Origin of the sequence: Pseudomonas sp. X4 (assembly GCF_040784925.1) — a bacterium.
Classification (GTDB): Bacteria; Pseudomonadota; Gammaproteobacteria; order Pseudomonadales; family Pseudomonadaceae; genus Aquipseudomonas; species Aquipseudomonas putida_Z.
In genome coordinates this window covers 1,421,340-1,437,257 of record NZ_CP160798.1, presented here as the reverse complement: position 1 = coordinate 1,437,257, position 15,918 = coordinate 1,421,340, and the positions used below count along the sequence as shown (strand labels likewise).

The 15,918-nt window shown below is 64.3% G+C and carries 20 protein-coding genes; 9 read left to right on the top strand and 11 right to left on the bottom strand.

Annotated elements, in window-relative coordinates:
* Positions 1-97: 97 nt before the first annotated feature.
* Together ABX298_RS06300 and ABX298_RS06295 are read left to right on the top strand one after the other, a co-directional pair.
* Positions 98-364: a PepSY domain-containing protein gene (locus tag ABX298_RS06300; RefSeq protein WP_025340633.1), complete on the top strand. Its 267-nt coding sequence runs from the start codon at positions 98-100 to the stop codon at positions 362-364.
* A complete protein-coding gene (locus ABX298_RS06295; protein ID WP_075046368.1) occupies positions 361-894 on the top strand; it encodes a cytochrome b/b6 domain-containing protein in 534 nt (177 codons plus the stop codon). The genes ABX298_RS06300 and ABX298_RS06295 overlap by 4 nt, the downstream gene beginning before the upstream one ends.
* 118 nt (positions 895-1,012) lie before the next feature.
* Here the strand turns inward: ABX298_RS06295 and ABX298_RS06290 are convergent, their stop codons facing one another.
* The 4 genes from ABX298_RS06290 to ABX298_RS06275 are packed head-to-tail and all read right to left on the bottom strand — an operon-like array spanning position 1,013 to position 5,147.
* Entirely contained in the window at positions 1,013-2,122 is a 1,110-nt protein-coding gene (locus tag ABX298_RS06290; protein ID WP_075046367.1) for an agmatine/peptidylarginine deiminase, read from the bottom strand.
* Positions 2,123-2,125: 3 nt separating this feature from the next.
* On the bottom strand, positions 2,126-3,211 hold the full coding sequence (locus tag ABX298_RS06285; protein WP_289514463.1) for an extracellular solute-binding protein: 1,086 nt from the start codon (positions 3,209-3,211) through the stop codon (positions 2,126-2,128).
* 2 nt (positions 3,212-3,213) lie between these two features.
* Positions 3,214-4,110 (bottom strand): N-carbamoylputrescine amidase, encoded by an 897-nt coding sequence (gene aguB, locus ABX298_RS06280; RefSeq protein ID WP_367394189.1) that lies wholly within the window; start codon positions 4,108-4,110, stop codon positions 3,214-3,216.
* The gene (locus tag ABX298_RS06275) at positions 4,107-5,147 is read right to left on the bottom strand and encodes an agmatine/peptidylarginine deiminase (RefSeq protein WP_367394188.1); all 1,041 of its coding nucleotides are present in this window, start codon (positions 5,145-5,147) and stop codon (positions 4,107-4,109) included. Before ABX298_RS06275 ends, aguB begins: the two co-directional genes overlap by 4 nt.
* 135 nt (positions 5,148-5,282) lie before the next feature.
* On the opposite strand from ABX298_RS06275, the gene ABX298_RS06270 reads away from it, so the two are divergent.
* From ABX298_RS06270 to ABX298_RS06260, 3 genes are all read left to right on the top strand, one after another.
* Positions 5,283-6,143 (top strand): LysR substrate-binding domain-containing protein, encoded by an 861-nt coding sequence (locus tag ABX298_RS06270; RefSeq protein WP_075046364.1) that lies wholly within the window; start codon positions 5,283-5,285, stop codon positions 6,141-6,143.
* A 251-nt stretch (positions 6,144-6,394) separates the two neighbouring features.
* Complete coding sequence (gene fabV, locus ABX298_RS06265) at positions 6,395-7,606, top strand: enoyl-ACP reductase FabV (protein ID WP_075046363.1); 1,212 nt, start codon at positions 6,395-6,397, stop codon at positions 7,604-7,606.
* A 167-nt stretch (positions 7,607-7,773) separates the two neighbouring features.
* A complete protein-coding gene (locus tag ABX298_RS06260) occupies positions 7,774-8,682 on the top strand; it encodes an alpha/beta fold hydrolase (protein WP_367394187.1) in 909 nt (302 codons plus the stop codon).
* Between the two features lie 125 nt (positions 8,683-8,807).
* On the opposite strand, the gene ABX298_RS06255 is transcribed toward ABX298_RS06260, so the two are convergent.
* Genes ABX298_RS06255 through ABX298_RS06240 form a run of 4 tightly spaced genes read right to left on the bottom strand, consistent with a single transcriptional unit; the run spans position 8,808 to position 10,779 of the window.
* The gene (locus ABX298_RS06255; RefSeq protein ID WP_003260709.1) at positions 8,808-9,149 is read right to left on the bottom strand and encodes a HopJ type III effector protein; all 342 of its coding nucleotides are present in this window, start codon (positions 9,147-9,149) and stop codon (positions 8,808-8,810) included.
* Positions 9,142-9,438 (bottom strand): DUF1244 domain-containing protein, encoded by a 297-nt coding sequence (locus tag ABX298_RS06250; protein ID WP_003260708.1) that lies wholly within the window; start codon positions 9,436-9,438, stop codon positions 9,142-9,144. Before ABX298_RS06250 ends, ABX298_RS06255 begins: the two co-directional genes overlap by 8 nt.
* Before the next feature lie 9 nt (positions 9,439-9,447).
* The gene (gene folM / locus ABX298_RS06245; protein ID WP_367394186.1) at positions 9,448-10,185 is read right to left on the bottom strand and encodes a dihydromonapterin reductase; all 738 of its coding nucleotides are present in this window, start codon (positions 10,183-10,185) and stop codon (positions 9,448-9,450) included.
* Between the two features lie 33 nt (positions 10,186-10,218).
* On the bottom strand, positions 10,219-10,779 hold the full coding sequence (locus ABX298_RS06240; protein WP_367394185.1) for an antibiotic biosynthesis monooxygenase: 561 nt from the start codon (positions 10,777-10,779) through the stop codon (positions 10,219-10,221).
* 199 nt (positions 10,780-10,978) lie between these two features.
* Between ABX298_RS06240 and ABX298_RS06235 the strand changes: the two genes are divergently transcribed.
* On the top strand, positions 10,979-11,914 hold the full coding sequence (locus tag ABX298_RS06235) for a MerR family transcriptional regulator (protein WP_367394184.1): 936 nt from the start codon (positions 10,979-10,981) through the stop codon (positions 11,912-11,914).
* Here ABX298_RS06235 and ABX298_RS06230 read toward each other — a convergent pair.
* Positions 11,899-12,516, bottom strand: a complete 618-nt coding sequence (locus tag ABX298_RS06230; RefSeq protein ID WP_025340622.1) for a hypothetical protein — start codon at positions 12,514-12,516, stop codon at positions 11,899-11,901. The two genes, ABX298_RS06235 and ABX298_RS06230, sit on opposite strands and share 16 nt — an antisense overlap.
* A 56-nt stretch (positions 12,517-12,572) precedes the next feature.
* Positions 12,573-13,001 (bottom strand): PAS domain S-box protein, encoded by a 429-nt coding sequence (locus tag ABX298_RS06225; protein WP_054572763.1) that lies wholly within the window; start codon positions 12,999-13,001, stop codon positions 12,573-12,575.
* 128 nt (positions 13,002-13,129) lie between these two features.
* On the opposite strand from ABX298_RS06225, the gene ABX298_RS06220 reads away from it, so the two are divergent.
* Positions 13,130-13,585 (top strand): flavodoxin, encoded by a 456-nt coding sequence (locus ABX298_RS06220; protein WP_075046356.1) that lies wholly within the window; start codon positions 13,130-13,132, stop codon positions 13,583-13,585.
* 127 nt (positions 13,586-13,712) lie between these two features.
* Here ABX298_RS06220 and ABX298_RS06215 read toward each other — a convergent pair whose 3' ends face one another.
* Entirely contained in the window at positions 13,713-14,609 is an 897-nt protein-coding gene (locus ABX298_RS06215) for a LysR family transcriptional regulator (protein WP_196176737.1), read from the bottom strand.
* 96 nt (positions 14,610-14,705) lie between these two features.
* Here ABX298_RS06215 and ABX298_RS06210 point away from each other — a divergent pair, with 96 nt between their 5' ends.
* Both ABX298_RS06210 and ABX298_RS06205 read left to right on the top strand, forming a co-directional pair.
* A complete protein-coding gene (locus tag ABX298_RS06210; RefSeq protein ID WP_075046354.1) occupies positions 14,706-15,092 on the top strand; it encodes a CidA/LrgA family protein in 387 nt (128 codons plus the stop codon).
* On the top strand, positions 15,082-15,768 hold the full coding sequence (locus ABX298_RS06205) for an LrgB family protein (RefSeq protein WP_024087732.1): 687 nt from the start codon (positions 15,082-15,084) through the stop codon (positions 15,766-15,768). The genes ABX298_RS06210 and ABX298_RS06205 overlap by 11 nt, the downstream gene beginning before the upstream one ends.
* Positions 15,769-15,918: the final 150 nt, after the last annotated feature.

Genomic DNA, 15,918 nt, shown 5'->3' with positions numbered 1-15,918 from the left:
GCGATTGATGTGGAAAGCAAATGAATGAGCGTAAAGCGGCCTGCAGAACTATGCTGAGGGATGCGCTTTTCCACTCATCTGAATGGAGTTCATGCCCATGCGTACATTGATCGCCATGACCCTCTTGATCGCCAGCAGCACCGCATTCGCCGCCACCGAATGCACCACCGCTGACAAAAGCACCTGGCAGGATCAGGAAAAATTCCAGGCGCAGCTCAAGGAGCAGGGCTACAAGATCAACAAGTTCAAGGTCACCAAGGGTAACTGCTACGAGATCTACGGTTTCGACAAGGATGGCAAGAAGGTCGAGATCTACCATGACCCAGTGACGGGCAAGGCAGTCAAGACCGAGTATCACGATTGAACAGCGACGGCACGGTACAGCTGTGGGACCCCCTACTGCGGCTGTGCCACTGGTCGATCGCTGTGGTGTTCTTCGCCAACTACTTCTTCAACGAAGAGGGTGAAGACTGGCACCAGTGGCTGGGTTACTACGCACTGGCCGTTGTGGTGGTGCGTGTGATCTGGGGCTTTGTCGGGCCACGCAGCGCGCGTTGGGCCGACTTCTGGCCAACCCCGGCAAGCCTGGTCGGGCATGCCCGGGCGCTGCTGCATGGGGAGCTTGACCATCACATGGGGCATTCGCCGATTGGCGCCCTGGTGATGGTGCTGATGCTGACCTGCATTGCCGGTCTGGGCCTTACCGGGTGGGCGTCGCAGGAGGTGGACGCGCTGTTTGGTGTCGACTGGCCGATGGACCTGCACAGCTGGCTGGCCAACGCGCTGCTGGTGCTGGTTTGCGTGCATGTGCTGGCGGCCATCTACGAGAGCGTGCGCATGCGGGAAAACCTGCCGTGGTCGATGATCACGGGGCGCCGTCGGCACCGCGATTGACTGTGGCGGCCTCTTCGCGGGCTTGCCCGCTCCCACAGGAACTGCACAAATCTTGAGTCTTGTGGAGTGCCTGTGGGATCGGGCAAGCCCGCGAAGAGGCCAGCACAGGCAACACCTGCTACACCGCCGGGCACTGATGGGTCACACAGTGAATCCCCCCGCCCCCCGCAGCAATGGCATCGATATCCAGCTGCACGATATCCCGCCCCGGATACAACGCCGCCAGCAGCCCCCGCGCTTTCTCGTCCGCCGCCCCATCGCCAAACTGTGGCGCAATGATCGCGCCATTGATCACGAAGTAGTTGATGTACCCAGCGGCAAAGTCGTCATTGCCTTTGCTGAACCTGTTGCGCCGCCCGTGCAGCGGCGGCGACACGACATGCACCTGCAACCTGCGGCCCTCGGCATCGGTGGCCCGCTTGAGGATATCCAGGTGCTTGCGCGTCACGGCGTAGTCATACGAGTCCGGGTCGTTATCCAGGTTGGCAATCACCACCCCCGGCCTGACGAAGCGGGCATAGAAGTCCACGTGCCCGTCGGTGATGTCCTGGCCGGCGATGCCCGGTAGCCAGATGATCTTGCTCAGCCCCAGCCGCTCCTTGAGCTCCGCCTCGATCTCGGCCTTGCTCCAGCCCTTGTTGCGGTTGGCGTTGACCCAGCTGCTCTCGGTCATGATGCCCGTGCCGTGGCCGTCCACCTCTATGGCGCCGCCTTCACCCACCAGGTCGCTGCGCTGGTAGCGGGCGCCAGCCAGCGTGGTCACGCGCCTGGCCAGTTGGGCATCGTTGCGGTGACGTTGCTTGTTGCCCCAGCCATTGAAGTTGAAGTCCACCGCCGCCAGGGCTCCGTCATCATCGACGACGAAGTTGGCGCCGATGTCGCGCATCCAGATGTCGTCCAACTCGCACTCGACGAAACTTGTGCGCTGGCTGGCACAGTGCTGCTCGGCCAGCTCGCGCTCGCTGGCCCGGCAGAACACCGTCACTGGCTGATAGCGCGCGATGGCCTGGGCGATGCGACCGAGGGCGGCCTGCACATCGGCGGTGAAGTCCTCCCAGATCGCATCCTGGGCGCCGAAGGCGATGAATGCGCGTTGCTGCGGCTCGCCTTCGTCCGGCATGAACCAGCGCCCCGGTTCTTCGGCGCGGGCCAGGCCCAGCGGCAGGCCGAGGCTGGCACCGAGGCCGGCGGCCAGCGAAAGTTGCAGGAAGGTTCTACGGCTTGGCATGGCTCAGTCCTGTGCAGTCTTGAAGCGGGTCCACACGCGCATGCGTGCACGCATGTCGGCCTGTGGGATATCGCGGCCCGGGATCAGCCGGGCATAGGTGGCTTGGTCGAGGTAGATATCGGGGTTGTCGCGCATGCGCGGGTCCACTGCCTGGCGTGCCTTGGCGCTGGCGGTAGGGTAACCGGTGAAGTTGCTGATGGCCGCCATGTTCGCCGGGCGCATGACGAAGTTGATGAAACGATAGGCGTATTCCGGGTGCTTGGCATCGGCCGGGATGGCCATGGTATCCATCCACACCGTGGTGCCTTGGCGCGGCACGCGGTACTGGAAGTCGAGATGCTTGCCCGCGGCGTCGGCGGTACGCTGCGCCTGGATCACGTCGCCACTGTAGCCCAGTGACAGGCACAGGTTCTCGTTGACCAGTTCGGTCACTGGTTGCGACTGGAACTTGCGCACGTACGGGCGAATCGCCTTGAGCAGTTCGCTGGCTGCGGCCAGGTCTTCGCGTTTGGCACTGCGTGGCTCGCGGCCCAGGTAGTTGAGGACCACTGCCAGCACTTCGTCGGGCGAGTCGATGACCGAAATGCCGCAGTCGGCGAATCTGGCGGCCAGCTCCGGCTTGAACAGCAGGTCGAGGTTGTCCAGCGGTGCATCGGGCATGCGTTGGCGGACTTTGTCGGCATTCACCGTCAGGCCGATGGTGCCCCAGGTGTAGGGCACGGTCGCCTGGCTGGCCTTGGGGTACCGGGCGTGCAGCTGACGCAGTCCGGGCTCGATGTCGTCCAGGGCCTCCAGGCGGCTGTGGTCCAGTGGCTGCAGGCTGCCGGCGCGCATCAGGCGCTCGGCAACGGTATCACCGGGGAAGACCAGGTCGTAGCCACTGCGCCCGGACATCAGCTTGGCCTCGAGCACTTCACTGCCATCCATCACGTCGTAGATCACCTGGATGCCGGTTTCGGCCGTGAACTGCTTGAGGGTGTCCTCGGCAAAATAGTCGGCCCAGTTGTACAGGCGCAGCACGGGCTGCTCGGCCTGAGCCTGGCAGGCGCAGACGGCCAGCGCCAAGGCTGCCAGAACGTGGCGTTTCATGCTCATGCCCTCAGGGTGTGTGGGTGGGTGCCGTCCAGGGTCAGCAACGGTGCGTACATCTCCGGGCGGCGATCGCGGTAGATGCCCCAGCTCAGGCGGTCTTCCCGCATGCCGGCCAGATCCAGGTCGTGCAGCCAGATGCCACTGCTGTCGCGGTCGGCTTCGGCGAGCATGGCGCCCTTGTGGTCGCAGATGAACGACGAGCCATAGAAGCGCATGGCCAACGATGCGTCGCTGGCTGCGACTTCTTCGCCCACGCGATTGGCCGCCACCACCGGCAACAGGTTGGCGGCGGCGTGGCCGCGCATGGCCACCTGCCAGTGGTCGCGCGAGTCCAGTTCGGCACAGCCGGGCTCGGAGCCGATGGCGGTGGGGAACAGCAGCACTTCGGCGCCCATCAGTGCCAGGCAGCGGGCGGTCTCGGGGAACCACTGGTCCCAGCAGATGCCGATGCCCAAGCGGCCGAAGGCGGTGTCCCAGACCTTGAAGCCGGTATCGCCGGGGCTGAAGTATTCCTTCTCCTGGTAGCCGATGGCGTTGGGGATGTGGGTCTTGCGGTAGACGCCAAGCAGGCGGCCATCGGCATCGGCCACGGTCAGCGAGTTGAAGAAGGCATTGCCGGCGCGCTCGTACCAGCTCAGCGGCAGCACCACGCCCAGCTCGCCGGCCAGTGCGGCGAAGCGCTGCAGGATCGGGCTGGCGGGGTAGGGCTGGGCGAGGGCCTGGTGCTGGTGGTCCTGTTCGATGCAGAAGTACGGGGTGGCGAACAGCTCCTGCAGCAGGATCACCTGGGCCCCCTTGGTGGCAGCCTGGCGAACCAGCTGTTCGGCGCGGTCGAGGTTGCCAGGCAGGTCCCAGCTGCACGGCATCTGGGTGGTGGCGATGCGCAGCAGGCTCATGGCTGCACCTCGGGTTGTTGCTGGGTGATGCAATGAATGCCGCCACCGCCATGGGCGATGTGGTCGATGCGCACCGGTACGATCTCCCGGCCCGGGAAGGCGCGGGCCAGTTGCGCGGCGGCTTCCTGGTCGGCGGCGATGCCGTAGGCCGGCATGATGATCGCGCCGTTGGCGATGTAGAAGTTGGTGTACGACGCGCAGAATACCTCGGCGTCCTGGTCGACGGCGGCGCTGGCTTCATACAGGTCGAGCAGCTCGAAGTGCCGGCCTTGCGCGTCGGTGGCCAGTTCCAGGGCGCGGCGGTTTTCCCGCACGACTTCGGCGTACACCGAATGCTGGTCATGGGTGGCGTCGACCAGCAGCACGCCAGGGCGGGCGAAGGCGCATACACCGTCGACGTGGCCGTCGGTCATGTCGCCGGTGATGTATTGTGGGTCGCCCGGTAGCCAGATGGTCTTGCGGATGCCCAGGTAACGGGCGAAGCAGGCCTCGAACTCGGCCTTGCTCACGCCAGGGTTGCGGTTGGGGTTGAGCAGCACCGACTCGGTGGTGATCAGGGTACCTTCGCCGTCCACATGAATCGCCCCGCCTTCGTTGCACAGCGCCGTGCTGAAACCGTCCAGGCCCAGGTGGTCGAGGATGCGCCGGCCGAGGCTGCAGTCCTGGCCGTGTTGCGACTTGCCTCCCCAGGCGTTGAAGCGCCAGCTCAGGCCGGCCAGGCCATGCTGTGGGTGGCAGACGAAGCTAGGGCCGCTGTCCCGGCACCAGCTGTCGTCCACGGCCATTTCGACCAGTTCGATATTGGCGCCGCAGAGGGCACGTGCGCTTTGCAAGGCCGAAGGGTCGACCACCATCTTCACCGGCTCGAAACGGGCGATGGCCGCCGCGACCCGGGCGTAGTCCTGCTGTACGTCGGCCAGGCGCACGTGCCAGCCGCTTTCCCACAGGGCCTGGTTGTGTGGCCAGACCATCCAGGTGGCAGCGTGGCGGGCCCATTCGGCGGGCATGCGCCAGCCGCTGTCGAGGGACAGGTGCATAGTGAACTCCGATCAATTAAGGATTTTTATCAACGAAGCCCGCCGTCGCGGGTGTTGATGTCCATGCTATGGCTAGGCTTGGCCTGCGACAAACGATAGATTTAGCGCACATCTGATCAGCAGGGCTTATCAATCATGCTCAAACACTGGCCACCCCTGAATGCCCTGCGCGGCTTCGAAGCCGCTGCGCGGCTGGGCAGCTTCCACAAGGCCGCCGAAGCGCTGAACCTGACCCAGTCGGCCATCAGCCAGCAGATTCGCAGCCTGGAAACCTACCTGGAGCAGCCGCTGTTCCACCGCAGTGGCCGCAGCGTGAGCCTGACCGACGCCGGGCACGACCTGCTCAGCACCACGCAGTCGCTGCTGCAGCACCTGGCGGTGGGCATTCGCCGGCTCGACCAGTACCGCAAGCCCAACCAACTGGTGGTCAACACCAGCCCGGCCTTTGCCAGGCACTGGCTGCTGCCGCGGCTGGCCGACTTTCACCAGCGCTGCCCGGATGTCGACTTGTGGCTGTTCACCAGTTTCGAGGTGCCGGACATGGCGACCGAAACCATCGACCTGGCAATCCGCGACGACCTCAGTGCCCAGGCCGAGTGCAGCTTCAACGTGCTGCACCAGGACCAGCTGTACCCGGCCTGCCACCCGGCGTTGCTGCAAACACCGATGTCGCGGCGCACCACCTTGCATGGCGAGCGCGAGATGGACTGGAGCCACTGGCAGCTGGAGGGTGGCGAGGATGTGGGGCAGCAGGGCAAGGGGCTGAACTTTTCCGACCCCGGGCTGCTGCTGGATGCGGCGAGTGAGGGGTTGGGGGTGGCCCTGGTCAGCCAGTTGCTGGCGCGGCGGGCGGTGGAGGAGGGGCGTTTGCAGGCTTTGTCGGCGCAGCGCGTGCGTGGGCCGGCGTGGGCTTGCCTGGTGCATCGGGATAGCCAGGATGATCCGCTGGCCCGGCAGTTCCTGGAATGGCTGAAAGAGGCTCTCTTGTCAGATTGATGTTGCCTGCACTGGCCCTATCGCCGGCAAGCCAGCTCCCACAGGTCCCTCACAGGGCTCAGGTTTTGCGCCGTCTTTGTGGGAGCTGGCTTGCCGGCGATAGGGCCGGTACAGGTAATCCACCGTTTTGCATCCCCAAGATCACCCCGTAATATGTGTCGGATAACCTGCGGGGGTAGTCTCACCCTCTGATCAACCGGAATCGCCCATGGCGGCGCTTCCCCCGGCATAAACCTGACGAGGTACAGACATTGGCCATCATTCATCCTAAGGTCCGCGGTTTCATCTGCACCACGACTCACCCGAAGGGCTGCGAGCTCAACGTCCGTGACCAGATCGAAGCCACCCGCAAGCTGGGCGTGCGCGAGGATGGCCCGAAGAAGGTCCTGGTCATCGGTGCTTCCAGCGGCTACGGCCTGGCAGCCCGCATCACCGCGGCGTTCGGCTTCAAGGCCGACACCCTGGGCGTGTTCTTCGAAAAACCAGGCACCGAGACCAAGGCCGGCACCGCTGGCTGGTACAACGCTGCAGCCTTCGACAAGTTCGCCAAGGCCGAAGGCCTGTACAGCAAGTCGATCAATGGTGACGCTTTCTCCGACGAAGCCCGTGCCAAGGTCATCGAACTGATCAAGAACGAAATGGGCGGCAAGGTCGACCTGGTCATCTACTCGCTGGCCTCGCCAGTGCGCAAGCTGCCGCAGACCGGTGAACTGGTGCGTTCGGCCCTGAAGCCGATCGGCCAGCCGTACAAGTCGACCGCCATCGACACCAACAAGGACACCATCATCGAGGCCAGTATCGAGCCGGCTACCGAGCAGGAAATCGCCGACACCGTCACCGTCATGGGTGGCCAGGACTGGCAGCTGTGGATCGACGCCCTGGCTGGCGCCAACGTGCTGGCCGAAGGCGCCCGCACCGTGGCCTTCAGCTACATCGGCAGCGACATCACCTGGCCGATCTACTGGCACGGTGCGCTGGGCCAGGCCAAGCAGGACCTGGACGAAACCGCCCTGCGCCTGGACAAGAAACTGGCCGGTGAAGTCAAGGGCGGCGCCAACGTGGCGGTGCTGAAGTCGGTGGTTACCCAGGCCAGCTCGGCCATCCCGGTGATGCCGCTGTACCTGTCCATGGTGTTCAAGATCATGCAGGAGAAGGGTGTTCACGAAGGCACCCAGGACCAGCTGGACCGCATGTACCGCGACCGCATGTACCGTGCCGACGGCGCGCCGGCCGAGGTCGACGAGAAGGGCCGCCTGCGCCTGGACGACTGGGAACTGCGTGATGACGTACAGGACGCCTGCAAGGCGCTGTGGCCACAGGTGACCACCGAGAACCTGTTCGAGCTGACCGACTATGCCGGCTACAAGAAGCAGTTCCTCAACCTGTTCGGCTTCGAGCGCGCTGACGTCAACTACGACGAAGATGTGGCTACCGATGTGAAGTTCGACTGCGTCGAGCTGTAATCGCTGTCGGCCTGTACCGGCCCTTTCGCGGGTAAACCCGCTCCCACAGGGATCCCTTTTAACTTGAGGGAAATGGAGTACCTGTAGGAGCGGGTTTACCCGCGAAGAGGCCGGTACAGGCTATAAAATCTTTGCTAGCTTTGGCGCACAACAACAGGGAATGTGCCATGAGCAGCCTCACCCAGCCCGCCACTGCCTTTCGCCACACCGCGGCCGACGGTTACAGCCTCGGCGGCTTCCGTTGGCGCCACGCCCGACCTGACCCCCAGCGCCCGCTGGTGATCATCAACGCTGCCACCTCGGTACGCTGCCGCTATTACTCGCGTTTCGCCGACTTCCTGTTCGCCCAGGGTTGCGATGTGCTGACCTACGACTACCGTGGCATCGGCGAATCCCGCCCGGCCTCGCTGCGTGGCTTCCAGGCATCCTGGAGCGACTGGGGCCGGCTGGATTTCGAAGCCATCCTGGTGCATGCCGCAGAACATTTCCCCGGCCAGCCGGTGGACGTGGTGGGGCACAGTTTTGGCGGCTGCGCAGTGGGGCTGGCACCGTCGGCGAGCAAGGTTCGCCGGGTGGTGATGGTTGGTGCGCAATTCGCCTATTGGCGCGATTACGCGGCTGACCAGCGTTGGCAACTGTTCGGCAAGTGGCATGTGGTAATGCCGCTGCTCACCCGGGTGTTCGGTTACTTTCCCGGCAAGCGCCTGGGTTGGCTGGAGGACACGCCATCCGGCGTAGTGCACGACTGGACCACCCGTACCCCACGCTATGAGCACCGACCCAGCGGGCGTGCACTGGAGGCACTACCGTTCGCCCAGGTGCGGGCGGCGACGCTGGCCATCAGCCTGACCGATGACCCCTTTGGTACCGTGGCGGCGACCGAACGTTTGCTGGGTTATCTGCAGGGCGCCGAGCGCCAGCACCTGCGCATTGCGCCTGTGGATATCTCGGTCGATGAAATTGGCCATTTCGCGTTCTTCCATGACCGCTTTCGCGAAAGTTTGTGGCCGGTGGCCTTGCAGTGGTTGCGGCAGGGTGGGTTGGCGGGTGAGGTGCCAGGAAGGATCATGGGTTGATGCTGTCTGCACCGGCCTCATCGCCGGCAAGCCAGCTCCCACAGGGGGATGATCAGTTTGAAGGCAGCGGGGTACCTGTGGGAGCTGGCTTGCCGGCGAAAGGGCCGCGGAGCGGCCCCAAAATCTCAAGCCTTGCGCGCAAGCGGCAGCTCGGCAAACTTGACGCCCGCCAGCCCATGCTTGATCAGCGCACGGATATTGCCATGGTCGCTGCCCTCGGGCGTGGCCACCACGTCACGGTAGTGCTCACCAAAGGCCAGCAGCGCTTCCTGGTCACTCAGCCCTTCCAGCAGTGCCAGGCCCAGGGTCTTGCACGAACCTTCGTTCTGCCCGGCCGCATTCGCCACGCCGCCATTGTCGAAGGCCTGTGGCTGGTAGCTGTAGTTGTCGGCAATGAACGCCAGGGTGTCGGCAAACACGTGTTGGCCGCTGGCCAGGCTGGCGCGCAGGGTGTTCAGGTCAGTCACGGGGTTTTCCTTTTTCGAACGCCGCTTGTTGGTCGGCGCTGGCTTCTTTCTGGTATTGGGCTTTCCACTCGGCGTAAGGCATGCCGTACACCGCTTCGCGGGCGTCATCCAGGCTCAGGTCGAGCTGGCGCTCGTCAGCCGCGGCCTTGTACCACTTGGACAGGCAGTTGCGGCAGAAGCCGGACAGGTTCATCAGGTCGATGTTCTGCACGTCGGTGCGCTTCTGCAGGTGTTCGACCAGGCGCCGGAACGCGGCGGCCTCGAGTTCGAGCTGTTGCTGTGGGGTCATGGGCTTCTCTCAGGTCATGCGGTTCTTCAGGTGGCGGCCACCGTTGATGACCACCTGGCTGCCGGTGCTGTACTGGCTGGCGAGCAGGTACTTGACCGTCTCGATCAGCGGGCCGGCGCCGGGTTCGAACTCCAGCAGGGCCTTTTTCAGGGTCTGCTGGCGGTAGGTTTCGTCACCCCCTTCCTTGAGGATCAGCAGCCCCGGCAGGATACCGTTCACATGCACCTTGGGCGCATATTTTTCGGCGAACGACAGCACCATGTTCTGCAACGCGGCCTTGGTCGCGGCGTAGCCGATGTGGCTTTTGCTGCCGCGTGAAGAGGTTTCGTCGCAAATGTGGATGATGTCGGCCTTTTCCACCTTGGTCAGCAGGTCGCCCAGGGCCAGGTTGAGGTGGTAGGGCGCTTCGACGTGCAGGCGGAACATGGTCTCGAGGTTGTCGAGGCCATCGTCGAGCCACAGCGAGGCGTTGTGGATGATCGCGCGCAGGCCGTCGTAATGGTTGTGCAGATACTCGATCAGGGCCTGGCGGTCGGCCGCCTGGCACAGGTCGGCCTGGAACTGCACGATATTCGGGTGGGCCGCCTGTGGCTGGACGCTGCGGCTGGCACTGACCACCGTATGGCCGGCCTGTGCCAGTTCAAGGGCCAGGGCCAGCCCGACGCGCTGGCTGGCTCCGGTAACGAGAATGGGGCTGTTCATGTTCGGGGCGGTCAACTTGTCTGTCCTTTGATTGCCGCCCAGCATACCCGAACTGTCTACCGCGTGTACGGCCTGGCCTCAGCGGCTGCGCAGGGCGCCAGCCGGGGCCGGGGATGCATGCAGCCAGCCGGCCAGCAGGCGGGTGGAAAGGGGGATGAACAGGTAGACCATCACCGGCGTCAGGCCCAGGGTGCTGAGCAGTACCCGGGGTAGCAGGTCCAGTGCTGCCAGCCAGTGGCCGAACACCAGGTTGAACACCAGCGAGACCGGGAAGAAGGCAAGCCAAATGGCCACGGCCTGCTTCCAGCGTGGCGGTTTTTGCACCATATTGGTGCCAAACCAGTCGTCGATGCCGCTTACGCGCGCCTCTTTGGGGCGTTCGAACAAGCCGTTGCCGCGCTGCAACCAGGCCCGGCGCGAGGCGGAATGCTCCCAGGCATGCAGGGTCGGCTCGTCGCTGAAACGGAAAATGATCTGGAATTCGTCGCTGTCGCGGGGTGGCGCCAGGATGCCCGAGCCAAGGTAGCCGGGGAAGTCGGTGGCCAGCTGTTCGCCTTCATGCAGCCAGGCCAGCAGGTCCTGGTAGCGGCCATGGGCGGCGCGGCGCGACACCATCAGGGTGACGGGTGGGGTAGACATCGTGTATCTCCTGGCAACGGGGCTGGCGGGTAGCCGGCCCCTTTGGCTGTGTCGCCCGGGGTGGTGGGCGACGCAGGCGTGCATGCAAGAATCGGGCGCGGATTATCGCCCATGTGCGATCTTCGGCAACTGTCAGCCGGCAAACGGTTGCCGTAGTAGACTAGGTGTTCAACTTGGGCACACAGGGTACCCCTTGCAGATGAACGAACAGGGACTGAACCCGGTAATCGATGCGAGCCTCGCGCAGCAGGACCTGTTTCCGATCCGTGAGGTTTCCCGCCTGACCGGCGTCAATGCCGTGACCTTGCGCGCCTGGGAGCGCCGCCATGGCCTGATCCAGCCAACCCGCACCGACAGTGGTCACCGCCTGTACTCCCAGGCCGACATCGATGACATCCGCCGCATCCTTGGCTGGCTGGAGCGCGGCGTGGCGGTAAGCAAGGTCGCCAGCATCCTCGCCCGCGACCATGCCCTAGCTGGGCAGGCAGGTGGCGCGACGGGCGCCTGGGTGCGCTGGCAGCAGCAGATCCGCCAGGCGCTGCAACGTTTTGACCTGGCCAGCCTGGACCGCCTGTTCGACGAGGTGTTTGCCGCTTGCACACTGGACCAGGTATTCAGCGAAGTGTTCATGTCGGTGTGGCATGACCTGGCGGTCGGGCAGGGCGGCTACGGGCAGGCCAGCGAATGGCTGTTCCTCGATCAGTTCCTGCGTGGCCGGGTGTTGGCCCGCTTGCAACTTGCCCGTGCACCGCGCAGCCGCATGGTGCTGCTGGCGCCGTTGCCGGGGCAGTGCCACGAACTGGAGTTGCTGGTGACCAGCCTGATCCTGAGCAGTGATGAATTTGGCGTGACGCCACTGGCGAGCGGGCAGCCGCTGGCAGAACTGGCACTGGTCTGCGAGCGCCTGAAGCCGGATGCCCTGGTGCTGTTCTCCCACCAGCCGCCCACGGCGGAACTCACCCGGCGCCTGACGCGCCTGGTGGCAGGGCTGGAATGCCCGTTGTTACTGGCGGGTGAAGCGGCGGAACTGGCACAGGACAGCCTGGCTGGCAGCCCTATCGCCTGCCTGGGCGCGCAGGGTAGCGTGATGCGCCAGCGTTTGCGGCAGTTTCTGGCCGGTCAGTTCGATACCTGAGTGTGTAGCTCGGGGTGGGCCCGGCGATGGGCCTGGAGAATGTAGTCGCGCAGGCGTTCGATCTCTTCGGCCGGGCTTTGGCTGAGGTCATAGGCGGCCAGGTCCGGGCCGATGCGCCGGCCCAGCACGCCATGCAGTTCGATGGGGGGGATGCCGCCAGGGGCGAAGCGCAGTTCGAAGCGGGCTGGTGCCGCTGGCAGGCCACGGACTTCCAGCAATGTACCCTTGAACGAAATATCGCGAACCCACAGGCCGCTTTCCTGCCCATGGGCATCGAGCAGCGCGCTCGGCTGCTCCATCGACAGGCGCCAGGGGCGCAGCATGGGCCCGTCTTCGTAGATTTCCGGTGAGCCCAGTTGCAGGTGCAGGGCATGGAACTCGTCTTCCACCAGTTGCAGCGGGAAGCTGATCTGCTGGTTGTTGAACTGGGCCTGCAGGGTTACCTGCTCGTTGGCCACCAAGCGGGTAAGCAAGCTCTGGATGCGGCGGTCGCCATTGACCAGCAGGCTCGACATGGGGTCGGCCAGGTTCAACTGCGGCGAATGCTGCATGTTCTGTATGAAATCCAGCTCGTCCTGGGTCAGGAGCGCTTCTGCTTGCATGATCGAACTCGATGGCGATTTCTTCAACGGGATTGACCGTGCGTGGCGTACTTGGTTCAGGTGCGTTCGTCGGGTTTCGGACGAACGCGCAGTTGCGCCAGTTCCCGCTCCAGTTCGACCTGGCGAGTAACGTCTTTCTGAATACCGATGAAGTAGGTGCGTTGTTCGGCGTCGTGCCTTACCGGGGTGATCGACAGTTCGTTCCAGAAAGCGCTGCCATCCTTGCGGTAGTTGCGCAGCACTTCGCGGCACGGTCGGCCTTCGGCCAGGGCCTTGCGGATGCGGGCGCGGCCAAGCTGGTCGCGGTCGTCGGCCTGCAGGAAGCGGCAATCCTGGTAGAGGATTTCGTCACGGCTGTAGCCGGTCAGGCGTTCGAAGGCCGCGTTCACGTAGATGAGGATGGTGTCGTCGCCTTCCTGTTCGGCGACCACGATGCCGTCATTGGACGCATCGACCATGGATTGCAGTAGTTGCGCGTTGATCATGTTCGGGCCATTGAATAAACAAGGGTGCGAAGCAGGGCTGAGGAGGGTGACTTTGGTAGAGGCGGCCTTTTGCCAGCGCCGGATGCTAGTATCCTACGTTTTCACTCAGTTTCGGAATCCTCTACCCGATGAAAGTCGCCATTATTTCCGGATCGGTCTACGGCACCGCCGAAGAAGTCGCCCGTCACGCTGAATCGCTGCTCAAGGCTGCGGGCCTGGAGGCCTGGCATGCGGCGCGCGCCACCTTGCAGGACCTTGAAGGTTTCGCCCCCGACGCCTTGCTGGCCGTGACCTCGACCACTGGCATGGGCGAACTGCCGGACAACCTCATGCCGTTGTACAGCAGCATTCGCGATACCCTGCCTGCGGCCTGGCGTGGCCTGCCGGGTGCGGTGATTGCGCTGGGTGACAGCAGTTATGGCGATACCTATTGCGGTGGTGGCGAGCAGATGCGCGAGCTGTTTGCCGAACTGGGCGTGCGCGAAGTGCAGCCGATGCTGCGCCTGGATGCCAGCGAGACGGTGACTCCGGAGGCGGATGCAGAGCCTTGGTTGGCTGAGTTGGTGAGTACACTTAAAGCCTGACGGGTATTTTTCGCCTGTACCGGCCTCTTCGCGGGTGAACCCGCTCCCACAGGTACTGCACAGATTTCAGAGGCTGTGGTGTTCCTGTGGGAGCGGGTTTACCCGCGAAGAGGCCGGCAAGGGCAACTCATCCCTTGCTGCCGAGCACCGGCCATTCGCTCACCAACGCCAACCACGCCTGCGCCGCCCGTGACAGATACGCCCCGCGCCGCCAGATGAACGCGATATCCCAACGCAAATCCCCCGGCGAGCGCAGCGGCAAGCGCACCACACCGGGGCGCTCCAGCGCTTTCGCCACCACACGGGGCAGCAGCACCACGCCCTGGCCCGCCGCCGCCAGCGCCGCGAGGAAGTCCGCCTGGCCACTGCGCCCGCCTTCCTTGGGGGTAAAACCCTGCTGCTGGCATGCCTTCAGCAACCGGTCATTGAGCACGAAGCTGCGCTGGTAAAGCAGGAACGGCGTATCAGCCAGCTGCTGCAGGTCTACCCCGTCCTGGCCCGCCAGCTCGTGGCCGGCAGGCAACAGGGCATCCAGTGGTTCGTTGCAGAACGGCTGGTAGTCGAACGCCTCGTCACTGGGCGTCAGGCTGCCACCCAGTTCCAGTTCGCCACTCCTGACTGCCTGTTCGATGCTGCGGCTGCCGCCTTCGAGCAACTGGACCGCGATGTTCGGGTGACGCCGCCGATACTCGGCGAACAAGCCGGCGAACAGCGCGTCGCTGCCCAGCATCGGCAAGCCCAGGCGCAGTTCACCGCGGCCCATCTGGCTGAGGTCGTCCAGTTCGCTGAGCAGCGCCTGACGTTGGCGCAGCAAGGCTTCGCCACGCTCCAGCACAATGCGCCCGGCAGCGGTCAGGTGCAGCTGTGAGGCCTGGCGCTCCAGCAGCGGCTGGCCCACATCTTGCTCCAGCTGGGCCACCTGTTTGCTCACCGCTGACTGGCTGATGTGCAGGGTTTGCGCCGCCTGGGTAAAACCGCCGCGGTGGACCACTTCGATAAAGCTGCGCAGCTGTTTGAATTCCATGATCGCAATTCCATTCTGGAATGGTGTTCAGTCTAACAATTCGCTTCTGGCCTAGGCAGCCAAATCTTAAAATGAGGGCCTGTCGAGGAACCCCCCATGAAACCCGCGTTATTGAAAAAAGCCCTGCGCCTGCTCGTCGAGCTGGCGATCCTCTGTGCCTTGTTCCTGTTCGGTGGCCAGCTTGCCACCTGGCTGGGCTGGCCGATTCCTGGCGGTGTGATGGGCCTGGCATTGCTGCTGTTGCTGTTCGCCTCGGGTGTGCTCAAGCCGGCCATGCTGCAACTGGGCGCCGGCTGGTTGATGGCTGAGATGTTGTTGTTCTTCATCCCGGCGCTGATGAGCCTGCTCGATTACGGCGCCCTGATTCGTGACGAGGGCTGGCGCATCCTGCTGGTGATCGCCGTGAGCACCCTGATGGTAATGGTGGTGACCGCGTTGACCGTGGAACTGGTGTGCCGCTGGAGCTTGCGCCATGAGCCTTGAACCCATGCCGCTGTTCTGGCTGGCCCTGACCTTGCTGGCGTATCTGGGCAGCCGCTGGTTATACCGGCGCAGCGGGCGTTACCTGCTGTCGCCGCTGATCCTGGTGCCGGTTCTGTTGCTGGCGGTGGCCGTGCCGCTGCACACCGCCTATGCCGAGTACGCCCGCAACACCCACTGGCTGATGAGCGTGCTTGGCCCGGTGACCGTGGCATTCGCGGTGCCGATCTGGCAGCAACGGGCCATGCTGGCGCGCCACTGGCCGGCACTGATGGTGGGAATGGTCGCCGGCAGCAGCGCTTCGATCGCCAGTTCCTGGGGGTTGGCACATATGTTGGCGCTGGACAGCGCGACCAGCCTGTCGCTGGTGCCGCGTTCGATCACCACGCCCTTTGCCATGCCATTGGCCCATGACCTGGGTGGCGTACCGGAGCTGACGGCGGTGTTCGTGATGTTCACCGGCGTGCTGGGCGCCATGTTCGGCGGCGTGCTGCTGCGTTGGTTGCCGTTGCGCACGCCGCTGGCGCGGGGCGCGCTGTTCGGCGTCGGTGCCCATGGTGCCGGGGTCAGCCGGGCACAGGAGGTGGGCCGCGAGGAAGGCTCGGTGGCCGGCCTGGTCATGGTCCTGACCGGGTTGTTGAACCTGTTCGCGGCACCGCTGCTGGCCATGCTGCTCTGACCGTTCGTGCCACTGACTCGCCAAGTCATCAAGCTGGCTGGAAACGCAAGTTCCAGCCAATGGGCTGCTGGCTAGACTCTGCCTCGACATAGAGAGCACATGTAAGTGCCGAGGTGACATGCAATGACCGCAGCCTTGCTCTATTCCACC

Excerpts from the sequence above, each read along its gene's own strand:
- ABX298_RS06300 (WP_025340633.1), top strand. The coding sequence starts at position 98 with ATGCGTACATTGATCGCCATGACCCTCTTGATCGCCAGCAGCACCGCA.
- ABX298_RS06290 (WP_075046367.1), bottom strand. The coding sequence starts at position 2,122 with ATGCCAAGCCGTAGAACCTTCCTGCAACTTTCGCTGGCCGCCGGCCTC.
- ABX298_RS06285 (WP_289514463.1), bottom strand. The coding sequence starts at position 3,211 with ATGAAACGCCACGTTCTGGCAGCCTTGGCGCTGGCCGTCTGCGCCTGC.
- aguB (WP_367394189.1), bottom strand. The coding sequence starts at position 4,110 with ATGAGCCTGCTGCGCATCGCCACCACCCAGATGCCGTGCAGCTGGGAC.
- ABX298_RS06275 (WP_367394188.1), bottom strand. The coding sequence starts at position 5,147 with ATGCACCTGTCCCTCGACAGCGGCTGGCGCATGCCCGCCGAATGGGCC.
- ABX298_RS06270 (WP_075046364.1), top strand. The coding sequence starts at position 5,283 with ATGCTCAAACACTGGCCACCCCTGAATGCCCTGCGCGGCTTCGAAGCC.
- ABX298_RS06260 (WP_367394187.1), top strand. The coding sequence starts at position 7,774 with ATGAGCAGCCTCACCCAGCCCGCCACTGCCTTTCGCCACACCGCGGCC.
- ABX298_RS06250 (WP_003260708.1), bottom strand. The coding sequence starts at position 9,438 with ATGACCCCACAGCAACAGCTCGAACTCGAGGCCGCCGCGTTCCGGCGC.
- folM (WP_367394186.1), bottom strand. The coding sequence starts at position 10,185 with ATGCTGGGCGGCAATCAAAGGACAGACAAGTTGACCGCCCCGAACATG.
- ABX298_RS06240 (WP_367394185.1), bottom strand. The coding sequence starts at position 10,779 with ATGTCTACCCCACCCGTCACCCTGATGGTGTCGCGCCGCGCCGCCCAT.
- ABX298_RS06235 (WP_367394184.1), top strand. The coding sequence starts at position 10,979 with ATGAACGAACAGGGACTGAACCCGGTAATCGATGCGAGCCTCGCGCAG.
- ABX298_RS06230 (WP_025340622.1), bottom strand. The coding sequence starts at position 12,516 with ATGCAAGCAGAAGCGCTCCTGACCCAGGACGAGCTGGATTTCATACAG.
- ABX298_RS06225 (WP_054572763.1), bottom strand. The coding sequence starts at position 13,001 with ATGATCAACGCGCAACTACTGCAATCCATGGTCGATGCGTCCAATGAC.
- ABX298_RS06220 (WP_075046356.1), top strand. The coding sequence starts at position 13,130 with ATGAAAGTCGCCATTATTTCCGGATCGGTCTACGGCACCGCCGAAGAA.
- ABX298_RS06215 (WP_196176737.1), bottom strand. The coding sequence starts at position 14,609 with ATGGAATTCAAACAGCTGCGCAGCTTTATCGAAGTGGTCCACCGCGGC.
- ABX298_RS06210 (WP_075046354.1), top strand. The coding sequence starts at position 14,706 with ATGAAACCCGCGTTATTGAAAAAAGCCCTGCGCCTGCTCGTCGAGCTG.
- ABX298_RS06205 (WP_024087732.1), top strand. The coding sequence starts at position 15,082 with ATGAGCCTTGAACCCATGCCGCTGTTCTGGCTGGCCCTGACCTTGCTG.